The organism is Caballeronia sp. SL1002, assembly GCF_057814995.1.
In genome coordinates this window covers 16113-31178 of sequence record NZ_JBYMUW010000005.1, presented here as the reverse complement: position 1 = coordinate 31178, position 15066 = coordinate 16113, and the positions used below count along the sequence as shown (strand labels likewise).

Below are 15066 nucleotides of genomic sequence, written 5' to 3'. Positions count from 1 at the left end.
GTTAATGGTGACAGTAGGCGAGGTCGCTATCGCGAGGCAAGAAAAAAGGAGACGGCGCGTTTTATGGGTTGACCGGATGCATCTATCAGGTCACGATATCTCTCGATATCTAAGCAACTAACGGATAAATCGTCATGACCCAATCGCCGCCGGCGCATCACTCGGATATGTTCGATCAACATCGCGCGGACTGGCACGCCGACCCGCAAATCGCGTTCGATGCCTGGCTTGCGCAGCAAGCGTTTCGCGCCTCGTCGGCCGATGTTTATCGCGCGCAATGGGGAGCATTTCTCGATTGGCTGAAGGCGAAGGGGAAGCATTTGCGGTCGGTCGAGCGGCCTGTTATCGAAGAGTTCGTGACCCAACTCGACATTCGTCGAACGCAGCGCGCGCGTTATCTGAGGCTGATCGAGCGGGTGCTGGACCATGTCCGCGAGATCGAAATTGCATCGACGAACCCCGCTCGCTTCATCGCGCAGGACGGCGAAGCGGCGTGGCGAAGTGCCCGCGAAAACGAACCGACGGGCTTCCTCGCACACGGCGAACGCGCGCGATTAGTGGCATTTCTTTTCACTCCGCTCGATGCCGTGACGCAAGGGCAACGCTGGCGCGAACGCCGCGATCGAGCGCTCGTCGCGGCGTTTTTGGGCGGCGGGGTCAAAACCAGCGAGGCGGCGTCGCTTACTGTTAGTTGCTACGTTTGGAACCAGCCGTGGTTGACCGTGGAACCCGATAATCCCGCACTCACCCGACAAACCCGGCTCGCGCCTTTCGCCACCGCCTTGCTCGATGACTGGATCAGCGAGCGCAAAACGGCCGAACTTGCCGGCGAATTACTGTTTCCCGCCGCCCCATCCGGCCGCCCGATGCACAAGGCGACGATGCTTCGCGCGATCGACGCGGTCATCGACGCATCCGGGATCAGTTCGTCACGCGTCGCACGCGCCAGTCCGCAGACACTTCGAAACACCTTTGCCGCAGAGTTGTTCGACGGAGGCACGGCGCCGGAACGGGTCGGTCAGTGGCTCGGTTTCCAAAAACCGATTTCGTCGCATCGGCTTCATCGGGCGTGGCAGCAGTGGATGGGTGAGCAAATTCGGGAGCGTGATCTCATCCAGGCGCGAGATAGCGGGAACTCCGACACGTTCTAGCCCATCCGTCAGCTCCCGAAAAACCTCACCTTTAGATGTCGATGACGCGAGCGCTGTGCTTAGGCACGCTCTCGCACTCGAAATCGCGCGACCGCCGCAAGCCGCGACGACGAGGCGCCCGAGCTATGATCGCAATCCGGACAAGCCAACTCGAACGCGCCATTGTGATGCGACAACTCCGGCTCGCCGTCTTCGCATGCCGGACACCGATGCGGCACGGCAATATGCGCATCGACTTCCGTGCCGAGCGCTGCGAGTTCCTCGTCGGACAGCCGGCCGTCGAACACAAGCAAGGAAATCAGGTGGCCGAGATTCTCGCTAATTGCGCCACGGGTACGCAGCGCATCACATTCGCGAACGAGCGCGTCCAGTTCATCGGACTGGTTTCTGACCTGCACCTCCAGTCGATCACCCCGCACCTTCGCGGCACTAAGTTGTTGAATAAACTCGAATTCTTTCTGACTCGAGTCCCGAACGCCCGCCTGATACGTCGCCGCCATTCCGCGCAATGAATCAAGTTCGACCAGCATCGGTTTCACGCGGCGTTCTGCCTCGCTAACCGCATCCTTGATTTGCTGCGCGTAATGTTCCGTGTTCTGACGAAATTCGGACTGCAGCGCGTCAATCCGATCGCGCAACGCCGCGCTTGCGGCCTGCTCCGCGTCGAGCCGTTTTACGAGTGCCGCGTTTTCGTCCTCCAAACGGCGGATTAGCGTCTGCAGGCCGCCGTTTGCGTTCGATTCCTGCCCGCGCAACGTCGCAAGTTCCGCCTCGAGCGAAGCGACCCGCGCGGTGGCTAGATCTGCGCGGTTTTCGCTACGCTTATAAGCTTCCTCGATCGTCGATTCACGAATGCGGGCATCGCGCAATTCGATCGCCGATGCGTCGACGGCATGCTGAATTTCCTCACGCTCGGCGCCTAGCAGAGTGTGCGCGTGCTGTTGCGCCTCGGCGAACAACTGACCGAGCAGTTCTCCGGCGCGCTCCTGCAGGCTTTCCGGAATCGCACCACCCTCGATTCGCACACGCGATACGGCACGAATTCGGGACCAGAACGCGTCGATGTCCTTCGGAATATCGCTGGCGCTTCCGGTGAGCGTTAGGTCACGCACCGTGGCGATAGACGGCCGAATTCCATAATCGAAAAACAAACGCTTGCAGGCATGCTGCGAAAGTTCCTGCCGACGCGCGCCTCCGGCCCGGAGCTTTTCCAGTTCATCGCGCAGTAATTGGCGAGATTCGTCGTTCATAGGAAGGGGCAGATCGAAAAAATTGGAGCGATCATAATGTTTTACGTTGTGAATGCAACGTTCCTAGTCTTTGTCAGCTCAAGTGCTTTTTGTTGGCTACTTTTGTGCTGGAAGATTACCACCATGCACCCAAAAAAATGGTTGTTCGTGAAACATTCTTAGCTCTCTCTCCTAATCTATTGAATTTGCTCGGATTTATCAAATTTTTTACTCACTCGGCGTGTTCCACGGTTGGAAGTAGCTTTCCTAGTGAGAGCACAAAGGAATGGTTGGTTGAGAGTATTAGAAGTAAACACCCTTGAACCTTAGTTAAAGACGTTAACGCCGCCGCAAAGCCTTACTGGCTGGGCGTTTCCGCGCGATGAGGTGAGCCTTTACGGGCTAGTCGGTGAGCCGCTCCGGGATTCACGGGTGATGGGGTTCAGGGACGAACGTGAGAACACGCGGGACTGATCGTGAGCGGCTTCGGGAGCCGGCCAGATTCGGACGGTGAGGTTTTGCGGGACCCGCAGAGCCGCATTCCCAATGGTTGTGCGCTGCACGGGTCAAAATGTCAGATTGTTGCGGTGAGGCGATACGGGACCTATAAAACAGACCAGATTTATACTCCGGCAAGGTCATATTTACCGATAAGTGAGCCTTTGCGGGGAAGAAACGAACCGATAGGTGAGCGTTTTCGGGGCGCCGAAGGCTGCGAGCGCCCCGTCCGGGATGCGCGACCGCTTCTAAGGTGAGTATATGCGGGAGCCAATTCGACGATCTGATGGAAACCGCCCGTGCTTTTCGCGCTGGCGAAGCATTTCGAGGACCAAAAACCGACAAAAACGGACAAGGTGAGCTTTTGCAGGATGAAGATATCGTTTAGTTGTGCACGGATCGGGGGCGGTCCGGGACGTTTAAGGTGAGGTTTTGCGGGAGCACGTGCTGCAACCTGTTCTTGAAAACTGAGGCTCGAGACAGGCCATGATTCCATGCGGAAGAATTTATGGTTAAGAATCAATGGTCTATGTGGAAGTTGCTATGCTGCCGCTTTCTATAGGTGAGGATTTTCAGGGGCGCCAGAAAACCGTTGGAGATAAGTGGACGCCACGCGTATCAAGTCGATCAGGTGAGGATTTTCGGGATCGCTGTTGCGTGGGGATGGGTGACTTGAAATGGATAAGTGCCGGAGTATTCAGGGATTTTTGTCTCGGAATTCGTAAGGTGAGGGTTTTCGGGAGTCGACTGAACGTGGCATTTCTTAGCGCGATTCGCATAAGGTGAGTGTTTTCGGGGCCCGTTCAGCCGCGCATCGCTTGATTTGGCTATCTCTAGCGCCATCGAGCGGAAGTCGTCGAGCGCGGTAGGTGAGCGTTTTCGGGAGGTCATCTGCCAGATTCTTTCGCTAGAAGCAGAAATCGATCTGCTAGCCACCATTCAATGCAAATATGCGCGTCGCGACAACGCGACATCCGCCGCCACGTGTAAATTTTTTTTAGGTGAGGTCTTTCGGGAGCGTCCGTGCGGCGAAGTAAACCGCTCGCGGGGCGCCGCAAACCGTTTACCCGCATGGCGTCGGTTTATCTGCGAAGTGCGAGCAAGGTGAGCGGTGAGGGTTTACGGGACCGCACCGCAGTGAGTTCAGGCATCGAAGTCCGCTTCACCGTCGGATGGTGAAGCGTGTGCTATAGACGCGCATCACCGCAGTGGGTATCCTTTTTGCAAAATCCTCCCGACCCGACGCATGGCAACCAAGCGCGCAAAGAAAACAGATGTAGTCAGCCCGAGCTCGGCCGAGTTGCGCAAAGCCGTCGAGGCGATCGCGATTCAGCCGAAGAGCGGCAAAATCACGTTGTTGACGCGAAAGCTCTTCAACGTGCTGCTGGCGGTTGCGCAGCAGGCGGACGAGTCCGGCGACACCTATCGCGCGCTGTTGTCCGATATCGTGGCGAACTCGGCCTTCGATTCGAACGATACGGCGCTCGTCAAAGAGCATTTGCGGCGCATGGTGTCGGTGCAGGTTGAATGGAGCACCGGCACGTCTAGTCAGAAGCCGGGCCGCAAGTGGGGCATTTCGACGCTGATCGCGGATGCCGAAATTCTCGAAGATCCAGCCACGCGGCGCGTTTGGGTCGAGTTTTCCTTCGCGCCGAAGATCAAGAAAAAGCTCCTTGATCCCGTCCAGTACGCGCGGCTCAGTCTCCAGTTTCAAAGTCAGTTGCGAAGCAGCGCGGGCCTCGCGCTATACGAAATTTGCGTGCGTTATCTCACGAACCCGAGCCATCTGACGATGCGCGAGACCTGGGAATGGTGGCGGCCGATTCTCTCAGGAACGCCGGATACCGAGGCTGGCGACGAGGCCAAGCGCGAATACAAGTACTTCAAGCGAGATTATCTGCGTCCTGCAATCGCGGAAGTGAACGCGGTCACGAACATTTTCGTGGAATTGATCGAGCATCGCGAAGGGCGACGTGTCGCCGAGATCCAGTTCCGTGTGACCGAGCGCAAGCAGCCGATGCTCGCGCTCGATGAACATCCGAACGTTTTCGACAGTACGCTCGTCGATCGCATGGTGAAGATCGGAATTCCGTTGAAAGACGCGCAGACGCTTTATGCCGATAGCGAAGAAAACCGTATCCGCGCTGCACTGCAGATGACCGAGCAGCGGATGCGCAGCACATCGCTACCGCCGGTCCGCAGCGCGGCGGCGTTGTTCAAGGACGCATTGAAGAAGGGATACGCGCCGCCCGTCGAAGCGCTCCCGGCCGCGGCGACGCCCCCTCGCACCAACGGCGCACCGGCCGATGACCTGAAGGCGCGTTTGCTCGGCGAGTATTCGGCGTTTCGCCGCAAGGAAGCGCGCGCGCTCTACGACGAGCAAGGTGAGTCGGAACGGGAACTCGCGCGCCGGACTTTCGAGGAAGACGTGCTGCCGGACCTCGGTCAACACCTGCGCGACGACTGGCGAAAGCGCGGCCTCGATTCAAAGCTGGCCGAAACATCGTTCTTTGACTGGCTTGCCCGGAAGACCTGGGGCGAGCCGACCGACGGCGATTTACTCTCGTTCACGCTTAATCAATCGCGCGCCGCTTGACGCGGCGCGTCAACGTCAACGTCAACGTCAACGTGCTCAGTGTTTCGCGGCGGTTTCGAGCATGGTTTCGATCTGGTGAAGCAATTCGTCGCGTTTGTCTTTGGACAAGCCGCGCAGCCGCAGTTCAAGGCGATCTTCACCGTAAGTCTTCAAATCCCCCACCGATATTCCATCGAGTTTGATTTCCAGTCGCTGCGCGTAACGCTGGCGTCCCGCCGGTTTCGGGGTTTCGCTGGCGCTCGCGCGGCCCTTCACGATATCGGCGACCTGGCGCGTGCTCAAATCGTCGGAGACGATTTTGTTGATTAGCCGCAGCGTCGCGTCGGCGCCCCGCGCGGTGTGGTATCGCGTGATCTGATACGCCATGTTCGATCCGAACCGGTCAGGCCGCGCGACCATTTCCTGCATGACGCCTTCGGGAAGTTTGGCGATCGAAAGCGCAACAGCAATCGTTGATTCGTCGAGCCCCAGGTGATCGGCCAATTCGCGCTGGCTTTGGAAATGGCTGTCGTCGAGAAAGCGCTTCCAGACTACGGCGTTATCGAAAACCGTTTGGGAGTCGCGTTGAACGTTGAGGTCATATCCAAGCTTGTAGCTCTCGATCCCGATGGGAAGATCGATGACCACGGCTTTGACCGTATCCTTGTTGGCCTCTTTCAGCGCGCGAACTCGCCGCCCACCATCACTGACGAAGAATGTCCCGGGGTTCTCGTAGTCCGGAATGACGTGAATAGCTTGCTGCTGACCCTGCTTGGCAAGATTCACGGCCAGCTCGGCAATCGAAGCTTTGAGATAAAAATGCCGCGGGTTAAACGGACTGGCCTTAATCGCCTTTAAGGGCAGTTCGATGAACTGCCCTGGCGTGTACTGATTTTCACGGCGCCACGTTTTGTAGTTGTCGGATTCTGCGCCCATCGCGGTGTCGGGCGCTTGATCGGCGCCGAAGGTGCTTGACCTGCCTGCCGCCGCGGGTTTGTTCGAAGGATCGTTGCTGACGATACCGTCGATTGCGTTCAGACGATCCAGCGCCGTCCGCTTCTCGCTGCTCGTCGTGTCGGGGCGGGCTTTGAAGCCCTTGGCGAAGGGAGACGGTTTCATTCAAGGTCCTTTATGCGCATAAAGTCAGGGAAGCATGGCGAGAACTTCGTCTGCACATGCGCGAATTTCTAGCGCGGCCAGTCGTGCGCCGCGATCGTTCATCTGCAAAACCGTCTGACCGAGTGCCATTGCCTGCTTATAGCACTCACGAGTTGGGATTTGCGTTTTGAGCAGCGGAAATCCAAGCTCCTCAAGCGCAACCTTGAGCTCCCGCGTGAGCATCCGTTTTTCTTCCGTCTTGTTAAGAAGGAAGACGGCACGGAGATCTTCATTCATTACTTGGGCTTGCTGGATCAATTTGACCAGTCCCACGCTCGACCAGTAATCGGCAGGCGATGACGACGTGGGAATGACCGCAACTGTCGCGGCGAGCAATACGACCCCCGACACTTTCTCGGTAATCGACGGTGGGCAGTCGACGACGATCACGTCATAGTCGTTCACGAACTTTTTGATCTCGCGATGAATTTGGCCGCCCGCTTCAGAGAGATTGACGACGGGAAACGGAATACCGCTTTCGCCGTCAGTCCCAGCGCTTGCCCAATGCACCAGCGTGTTTTGCCCGTCCGCATCGACGACGAGGACGCGCTTTCCTTTTTCGTGGAACGCAGCGCCGAGATGCATCGCTATCGTGCTTTTGCCGACCCCGCCCTTCTGTTGGGTAATCGCAATGATTTCCGCTGCCACTTGTCGCTCCGCTAGTTTTTAAGCCTTTTTAATTTTACATTGCGATTCAAGTTTTTCGATGTCTAATTCATAAAAAGTCGTAGCGATTAGCCATTCGGCCGAGTTTATGCGCATAAAGTTGGGTCGCTGCTCTCCTACGCGCCAGCACGGTGCCAATTCTTTGTAGAACGCCAGGCGGACGCGATGCCCGCAGACTTTATGCGCATAAAGTCAGGCGACCATCCTGCCAACAGCACACCCCGTCGTCTAAGTGAAGCTAAAAGTCCACAAGCCGGCCGTAAGCCTGTCGTCATAGAATCCGCAAACCGCCGCCGGCACACATGCGCCGGTTCGTAAAAACCAGCGCAACAGCTCAAGGGATACAGGCAAGTGCATTCAACGACCGCCCTCACCGCGTGGGCCTCTCACGACACACAACTAATCCTCGCCTGCGCATTCGGTTTGGCCGCGATCATTCTGCTCATCAGCGCGCTGAAAATCGCGCCGTTCCTGTCGATATTGATCGGCTCCTTCGTCGCGGGCTTTACTGCCCATCTACCGCTCGAAACGGTGGCGAGCTCGTTCAGTAAGGGCGCGGGCGCGCTACTCGGCGACGTCGGCATCATCATTGCGCTGGGCGCGATGCTCGGCGCGCTCATGGCCGAATCGGGCGCGGCCGACCGGCTCGTGACCACGATTCTCAAGCACTCCACTCCACGAACGCTGCCGTGGATGATGGCGCTCGTCGCGATCATCGTCGGGATGCCGCTCTTTTTTGAAGTGGGCTTGGTGATGATGGTGCCGATCATCTTCGTGATGGCTCGGCGCTCGAAACAGCCGATCTTGCGCATCGCGATTCCTGCGCTCGCCGGTATGACGACGCTTCATGCACTTCTCCCGCCGCACCCCGGCCCGTTGATCGCCGTGAGCGCGCTACATGCCGATCTTGGCATCACGCTCGGACTCGGGTTGATCGTCGCTATTCCGGCCGTGGTCCTCGCCGGACCGCTGTACGGTATGTGGCTTTCGCGCAGGATGCATGTCGAAGAGCCGGAGGAGATGGGCAAACTCTTCGCCGGGGATCGTCAAGACGGCGACGCACCGGGCTTCGCTATTTCGATCGTGACGATCCTGCTACCCGTCGCTCTGATGCTTGGCCGCACGGTAGCAAAGCTTGCGCTCGTTCCCGAAACCCTCGCTTTCGATACGCTCAATTTTCTTGGCGAGCCTCTGATCGCGCTCGGCTTAACAGTACTGTTCGCAATCGTTGCGCTAGGCTGGTCGCGCGGCATGCCTCGCGATCGCGTCGGTGCAATTCTGCGTAAGAGTTTGCCGCCCATCGCGGGACTCTTACTGACTATCGGCGCGGGCGGCGGGCTGAAACAGACACTCGTTGTCGCCGGGATCAGTTCGACCATCGGCAAGATTGCTGTCGGCGCTCACCTTCCGCTGATTCTTTTAGCGTGGCTAATTGCGGTGGCGCTGCGCCAGGCGACCGGTTCGGCAACCGTCGCGACGACCACGACGGCAGGTATCGTCGCGCCGGTCGTCGCTGGTTTGAGCGCGACGCATAACTCGCTTATCGCGCTTGCAATCGGCGCGGGCTCCGTATTTTTCTGTCACGTCAATGACGCCGGGTTCTGGATGGTCCGCGAATATTTCGGCTTGCAACTAAAGCAGACGGTGTTCGTCTGGTCGGTGCTCCAGACCATCGTCTCCGTCGTCGGACTCGCGCTGACACTCGTGCTCTGGGGCGTTCTGACGTGATTTGCGAGTAGTTTGGTGGGTTAGCAAGCCAGCGCAGTACGCTGAGCGTCAATCGATCATTAGGAGACATTCATGCTTGTCCTTCGCCCCACCTGTGAGCGCTGCTCCAAACCGCTTCCGCCGAATGCGCGCGACGCAATGATTTGCACGTTCGAGTGCACTTTCTGCGAAATGTGCGCGCTTTCTTTTCTTCGAAATGTTTGTCCGAATTGCGGCGGCAATTTTCAGCATCGACCCATCCGGCCAAAGGCGAAGCTCGAGACGCGCCCGGCGTCCACCGAGCGCGTCACTGCGGAAGTCGATGCCTCGGCGCACCGCGCGTTGTTCGATCGATACGGCGCGCTGCCACCAGAAGAGCGCTGAGCACAACGCAACAGACATGAGCCGCCCTCATACCCTGCGTCAGGAATCATCGCTATCAGGCTAAATTTAGCCCACACACAATCCTTTCACTGATTTCCACCCCTGAAAGGAACTAGCGATGCCGGCACCTCATCTCCAGCAGCAACTTTATGTAGGCGAAGGTTTCGAAGGCCCGGGCGTCAATCTCGCCCACATCAACGTGCTCGTCGGACCGCGCAACGGACCCGCCGGCCAGGCCTTCGCGACCGCGCTCGCGACCCCGTCCGCCGGTCACGCGCCGTTTGTCGTGATCGCGAGGCCGGGCGTGCCGACCAAGCCGCTCACGCTCTACGTGAACAAGGCGCAGATCGACGGCGATTTCCATGGCAACGCGACGTGGGGCGCGTCGCAGGCGGGCATCGCACGGGCGGTCGCCGAGGCGCTCGAAACGGGCGTGCTGCCACCCGAGGCTGAGAACGAGTGGGTCGTCGTATCGGCGAACTGGGTGAATCCCAAGACCGACGATCTCGACGCTGTCTTCCGCAATAACTACCTCGCGGCGCAATCGGCGTTGAAGGCGGCGATGCTCGGCCTCCCGCGCAAGGAAGACGTTTTCGCCGCGGCGCGCGACGTCTCGAATCCCTTCTACACGCCGCGCGCCGCGTAACCCTTCAACACCTCAAAACCTGATCAAACACGTCCCCAAGCGCGCTTGGCGGACGGTGGAGACTCGCATGCAATACGTTCGTTTGGGCCAGTCCGGCCTCAAGGTGTCGCGTCTGTGCCTCGGCACGATGAACATGGGTTCGCCGCAATGGAAGCCCTGGATTTTCGATGAAGCGCAAAGCGAGCCGATCGTGCGCCACGCGCTGGAAGCCGGCGTCAATTTCATCGATCTCGCGGATTTCTATTCGACCGGCGCAGGCGAGGAAGTGGTCGACCGGATCCTGAAGCGGCTCGCGCGCCGCGAGGAGATCGTCGTGACGACGAAGGTCGGTTACGACATGGGCGCGTATCAGAATGCGGGCGGCCACTCGCGCAAGCACGTGATGGACAGCATCGACGCGTCGCTGCGCCGGCTCGACATGGATTACGTCGATATCTACATGCTGCATTATTTCGACGTGAACACGCCGGTGGAAGAAACGCTCGCCGCGCTCGACGATATCGTGCGGGCAGGGAAGGCGCGCTACATCGGCGTATCGACGATGTACACGTGGCAGCTCGCAAAAATCGTTCAGGCATGCGAACGGAACGGCTGGCACAAACCGATCAACATGCAGTTGCAACTGAACCTCGCGTATCGCGAGGAAGCGCGCGAAATGATGCCGTATTGCGCGGATCAGGGTATCGGCGTGTCGGTGTTCAGCCCGCTCGCGCGCGGTCTCCTGACCTGCGATTCAACGTCCACGCGGAACCAGACGGATTTCTTCACGTCGCAAATGTACGGCGACGCCGTGTCGCGCGAGATTGCGACGTCCGTGGCGCGCGTGGGCGCGCGTCGCGGCGTGAGCGCGGCACAGATCGCGCAAGCGTGGGTGCTGCATCAGGCGGGCGTCGCGAGCATGCTGGTCGGCGCGGATTCGGCCGCCCAATTCGACAGCGCACTGGCCGCGCTGGACACGACGCTCACCGGCGAGGATATCCACGAGCTTGAACGCAACTACACGCCGTGCGATCTGATCAACGACTACACGGCGGGGCGGCGGATCGAACGTGAGCCGCGGGCACCGCTCACGGTGTTCGAGCGCGCGCAGGAGAGCATCGCATGAAGCTTCTTCGCGACGAACACTACATCGACGGCGCGTGGGTTTCCAGCCGCGAAACTTACGCCGTGCTGAATCCGGCGAACCAGGAACTGATCGCCGATGTTGCGAAGGCGGGCGCCGCCGAGACGCAACGCGCGATCGGTGCCGCGAACGCCGCCTTTCCCGCGTGGCGCGCGCTGACGGCGAAGGAACGCGGCGCGCGCGTGCGTCGATGGGGCGAACTGATGCTCGTGCATCGCGACGCGCTGGCCGAATTGCTGACGCGCGAGCAGGGCAAGCCGCTCGCGGAATCGAAAGGCGAAGTGGCCTACGCGGCGAGCTTTCTCGAATGGTTCGCGGAGGAGGCGAAGCGCAGTTACGGCGACGTGATTCCGGCGACCAAGGCGGGATCGAAGATCTTCGTCTCGCGCGAACCGGTCGGCGTCGTCGCGGCCATCACGCCGTGGAATTTCCCGCTCGCGATGATCACCCGCAAGGCCGGCCCCGCGCTCGCTTCCGGCTGCACGATGGTGCTCAAGCCGTCCGAGGAGACGCCGTTGTCCGCACTCGCGCTGGCCGTGCTCGCGGAGGAAGCGGGCGTGCCGCCGGGCGTGTTCAACGTGGTTTCGGGCGATGCATTGGCGATCGGCGCGGTCCTGACCGCGTCGCCGATCGTGCGCAAGCTTTCCTTTACCGGTTCGACGCGCGTCGGCAAGTTGCTCGCGGCGCAATCGGCGGAGACGCTCAAGAAACTTTCGCTCGAACTCGGCGGGAATGCGCCGTTTATCGTGTTCGACGACGCCGATCTCGACGCGGCCGTGACAGGCGCGCTTGCGTCGAAGTTCAGGAACACGGGGCAGACTTGTGTCTGCGTGAACCGCTTTTACGTGCAGGACGGCGTGTACGACACGTTCGTCCGGCGCCTCGCGCAGGCGGTGCAAAAACTGCGGGCCGGCGACGGTTTGCTCGGCGACACCGATCAAGGTCCGCTCATCAATCGCTCGGCGATGCACAAGGTCGAACTGCATGTCGCCGATGCCGTCAGCCGCGGCGCGACCGTGCTCACCGGCGGCCGCGCGCACGCGCTCGGTGGCACGTACTTCGAGCCGACCGTGCTGGCCGACGCCACGCGCGACATGTTGATCGCCGACGAAGAAACGTTCGGGCCGGTCGCCGCGTGTTTTCGCTTTAGCGCCGAAGCCGAAGCCATTTCGCTCGCCAACGATTCGCCATTCGGCCTCGCCGCGTACGTCTACACCCGCGATCTCGGGCGCGCGTGGCGCATGGCGGATGCGCTCGAAATCGGCATGGTCGGCATCAACGAAGGCATCATTTCGACCGAGGTCGCGCCGTTCGGCGGCGTCAAGCAGTCGGGGCTCGGACGCGAGGGATCGAAGTACGGGATGGACGAATACATGGAACTGAAATACGTGATGATGAGCGGCCTCGGCTGCTGAACATTTCGGATCGCGAACCAAAACACGAAGGAGACATCGCATGAATCACACCGATCTGGAACTTCCCGAGCGGCCCATCTATTCCAGCACCGCGCCGTCGCGCCAGATTCCGCTCGACGATATTCCGCTCAACCGCTTTCACATCAAGATCGCCGGCCTGACGTTCGGCGCGCATTTCACCGAGGGTTATGCGCTCGGCACGGTCGGGTATGCGCTGACGTCGCTCAACCGCCAGATGCCGCTCGATCCGTTCTGGATGGGCGCGATCGGCAGTTCTGCGCTGATCGGCATCTTTTTGGGCAGTCTCGTGTTCGGCTGGCTGTCGGACCGGCTCGGGCGCCAGCGGATCTTTCTGACGAGCTTCATCATCATTACCGTGGCTGCGTTTCTGCAATTCTTCGCGACGTCGCCGCTCGAATTGTTCATGCTGCGCGTATTGATCGGCTTCGGAATGGGTGGCGATTTCACGGTCGGTCACGCGATCCTCGCGGAGTTTTCGCCGCGCAAGCATCGGGGCGCGCTGCTCGGCTCGTTCAGTGTCGTGTGGACGATCGGCTATGTCTTCGCGAACGTGCTGGGCCTGCATTTCGGCGATAGCGTGCCGGACGCGTGGCGCTGGCTGCTGGCTTCGGCGAGCGTGCCCGCGCTGATCGTGCCGGTAATGCGGATCGGCACGCCCGAGTCGCCGCGCTGGCTGCTGAACAAGGGCCGCGCGGACGAGGCGCGCGCGATCGTGCTGAAGCATTTCGGACCGCACGTATCGCTCGATCCGGAGCCGACGACGCTCGCCGCGAATGGCCGGCGGGGTTATGCGCGATTGTTCGAGAAGGATCTGATCCGCCGCACGATCTTCAATTGCGCGTTCTTCGTGTGCCTCGTGATTCCGTATTTCGCGGTCTATACGTTCCTGCCGGGCATTCTCAAACTGATCGGACTGAGCGATGGTTTTGGCGCGGATTTGCTGCTGAACGGGCTCTTGGTGCTGGGCGCGGTGCTCGGCATCTGGCTCACGATCAAACTGCCGCGACGCCACTTCCTGATCGGCTCGTTCGCCGTGACGTGCGCGATGCTCGCGGCATTAAGCGTCTTGCCGCCGACCGCCAGCATCGCGATGATCGTCGCGTTCGCCATCTTCACGCTCACGATGTCCGCGTTCAGCAATCTGGTCGGCGTGTTTCCGCCGGAATGCTTTCCGACCGAAGTGCGCGCGTGCGGCGTGGGACTCGCCATTGCGTGCAGCCGGCTCGGCTCGGCCATCGGCACGTTCCTGCTGCCGGTCGGAATCTCCCGATTCGGCTTCCAGGTCACGATGCTCGTGCTGGCCGGTGTGCTGCTGATCGGAATGATCGTGTCGATCCTGCTGGCACCCGAGACGAAGAACCTGACGCTGCGGCAGGCGAGCGGCGTGAACTGATCGCGCAGAAACCCGCTCCCGAACATACTCACCTTTGAATCGCGTCCGCTTCGGCGGACGCTTTTTTATTGCGTGTTTGTGGCGAGGACTGCCAGGCCGGACGAGCGCGCCTCGCGAATCAGCCAGTTCGCGAACGCCTGTGTGCTGGTCTGCGTTCGCGGCATGTCGAGCCAGTAGCCATACGGCCCGCGCACTTCCACCTCGGAGAGCCGCACGAGCGTCCCTTCGGCGAGTTCATCGACGATCATGTTGTGGTCGATCACGGCAAGTCCCACGCCTCGCTTCGCCGCTTGAATGGCCTGTTCGAGGCTCGAGAACTCGATGCCGTTTTCGGCGTAGCGCGCGGGCAATCCGGCTTCCCGAAGCCAGTTCGGCCAGAGGTCGAGACGCGCGTCGTCGTGAAGAACATGCAGCGCGGGCAGGCGGTCGAGCAGGGCGTCGAGCGGAACATCGCGCCATGTCGCCGATGCGGCCAGGACGTGCCGTTCCGTCATCAGCAATTCGGAAGGGCCTTGCGTTGCGCGTGCGCGCCCGAAACGAACGCTGCACTGCGATGCCTCGGCCGGCTGCGTGCGGATGGAGAGATCGACGCCGGGCAATTGCACGGCCAGCGCGCCGAGCCGCGAGGAGAACCATTGGGTGGCGAAGGTCGGCGGCATCGAGACGATCAGCCGTTGCCGCGCGTGATGACCGCAGGCGAGGCGCGTGCCGTGCTCGATGACGTCGAACGCCTCCGACACCGCTGGCATCAGCCGCGATCCGGCCGGTGTGAGCTGGATGCCGCGATGATCGCGATCGAACAGTTTCACGCCCAGCGTTCCCTCGAGCAGGCGAATCTGCCGGCTCACCGCGCCTTGCGTGACGCAAAGCGCGGCGGCGGCCCGGTTAAAGCTCAGATGACGCGCCGTTTCTTCGAAAAAACGTAATGCGATCAACGATGGAAGACGGCGCATCTCTCATTCCTTGCTTCTGCATATCGGGCGCGTTCGAAGCGGTTCAAGCGGCTTCGGCGCTCAATTTTCGGCTTTGTCTGAGGATTGAGATTATCTGGAATGCGATAAATAAACTGTGCTTTTCTGATACGCGCGCGGCCTTGGCGC

11 protein-coding genes and 2 pseudogenes are annotated in these 15066 nt (G+C 60.2%); 8 read left to right on the top strand and 5 right to left on the bottom strand.

Annotated elements, in window-relative coordinates; translation table 11 throughout:
• Positions 1 to 134: 134 nt before the first annotated feature.
• Entirely contained in the window at positions 135 to 1151 is a 1017-nt protein-coding gene (locus AC3D25_RS24605; protein WP_488891101.1) for a tyrosine-type recombinase/integrase, read from the top strand.
• 59 nt (positions 1152 to 1210) lie between these two features.
• Here AC3D25_RS24605 and AC3D25_RS24600 read toward each other — a convergent pair whose 3' ends face one another.
• Positions 1211 to 2401 carry a DNA-binding protein gene (locus AC3D25_RS24600; protein WP_488891100.1) on the bottom strand — a complete coding sequence of 397 codons (1191 nt, stop codon included), beginning with the start codon at positions 2399 to 2401 and terminating at the stop codon, positions 1211 to 1213.
• 1723 nt (positions 2402 to 4124) lie between these two features.
• On the opposite strand from AC3D25_RS24600, the gene AC3D25_RS24595 reads away from it, so the two are divergent.
• On the top strand, positions 4125 to 5474 hold the full coding sequence (locus tag AC3D25_RS24595; RefSeq protein WP_488891099.1) for a replication initiation protein: 1350 nt from the start codon (positions 4125 to 4127) through the stop codon (positions 5472 to 5474).
• Positions 5475 to 5510: 36 nt separating this feature from the next.
• Here the strand turns inward: AC3D25_RS24595 and AC3D25_RS24590 are convergent.
• The 3 genes and pseudogenes from AC3D25_RS24590 to parA all read right to left on the bottom strand — a co-directional run.
• A pseudogene (locus AC3D25_RS24590) lies at positions 5511 to 6380 on the bottom strand (ParB/RepB/Spo0J family partition protein); the annotation flags it as partial.
• A 78-nt stretch (positions 6381 to 6458) separates the two neighbouring features.
• Positions 6459 to 6572, bottom strand: a pseudogene (locus AC3D25_RS24585) (ParB/RepB/Spo0J family partition protein); the annotation flags it as partial.
• Positions 6573 to 6596: 24 nt separating this feature from the next.
• Positions 6597 to 7259 carry a ParA family partition ATPase gene (parA, locus tag AC3D25_RS24580; protein WP_488891098.1) on the bottom strand — a complete coding sequence of 221 codons (663 nt, stop codon included), beginning with the start codon at positions 7257 to 7259 and terminating at the stop codon, positions 6597 to 6599.
• Between the two features lie 369 nt (positions 7260 to 7628).
• On the opposite strand from parA, the gene AC3D25_RS24575 reads away from it, so the two are divergent.
• From AC3D25_RS24575 to AC3D25_RS24550, 6 genes are all read left to right on the top strand, one after another.
• Positions 7629 to 9005: a GntT/GntP/DsdX family permease gene (locus AC3D25_RS24575; RefSeq protein WP_488891097.1), complete on the top strand. Its 1377-nt coding sequence runs from the start codon at positions 7629 to 7631 to the stop codon at positions 9003 to 9005.
• A 72-nt stretch (positions 9006 to 9077) separates the two neighbouring features.
• Entirely contained in the window at positions 9078 to 9368 is a 291-nt protein-coding gene (locus AC3D25_RS24570; RefSeq protein WP_488891096.1) for a DUF1272 domain-containing protein, read from the top strand.
• A gap of 118 nt (positions 9369 to 9486) precedes the next feature.
• Positions 9487 to 10014, top strand: a complete 528-nt coding sequence (gene fae / locus AC3D25_RS24565; RefSeq protein WP_488891095.1) for a formaldehyde-activating enzyme — start codon at positions 9487 to 9489, stop codon at positions 10012 to 10014.
• Positions 10015 to 10081: 67 nt separating this feature from the next.
• Positions 10082 to 11119 (top strand): aldo/keto reductase, encoded by a 1038-nt coding sequence (locus AC3D25_RS24560; protein ID WP_488891094.1) that lies wholly within the window; start codon positions 10082 to 10084, stop codon positions 11117 to 11119.
• Positions 11116 to 12552: an NAD-dependent succinate-semialdehyde dehydrogenase gene (locus AC3D25_RS24555; protein WP_488891093.1), complete on the top strand. Its 1437-nt coding sequence runs from the start codon at positions 11116 to 11118 to the stop codon at positions 12550 to 12552. Before AC3D25_RS24560 ends, AC3D25_RS24555 begins: the two co-directional genes overlap by 4 nt.
• A gap of 40 nt (positions 12553 to 12592) precedes the next feature.
• Positions 12593 to 13966, top strand: coding sequence for an MFS transporter (locus AC3D25_RS24550; protein WP_488891092.1), 1374 nt, complete (start codon positions 12593 to 12595; stop codon positions 13964 to 13966).
• A gap of 65 nt (positions 13967 to 14031) precedes the next feature.
• Here AC3D25_RS24550 and AC3D25_RS24545 read toward each other — a convergent pair whose 3' ends face one another.
• Positions 14032 to 14919 (bottom strand): LysR family transcriptional regulator, encoded by an 888-nt coding sequence (locus AC3D25_RS24545; RefSeq protein ID WP_488891091.1) that lies wholly within the window; start codon positions 14917 to 14919, stop codon positions 14032 to 14034.
• Between the last annotated feature and the right edge of the window lie 147 nt (positions 14920 to 15066).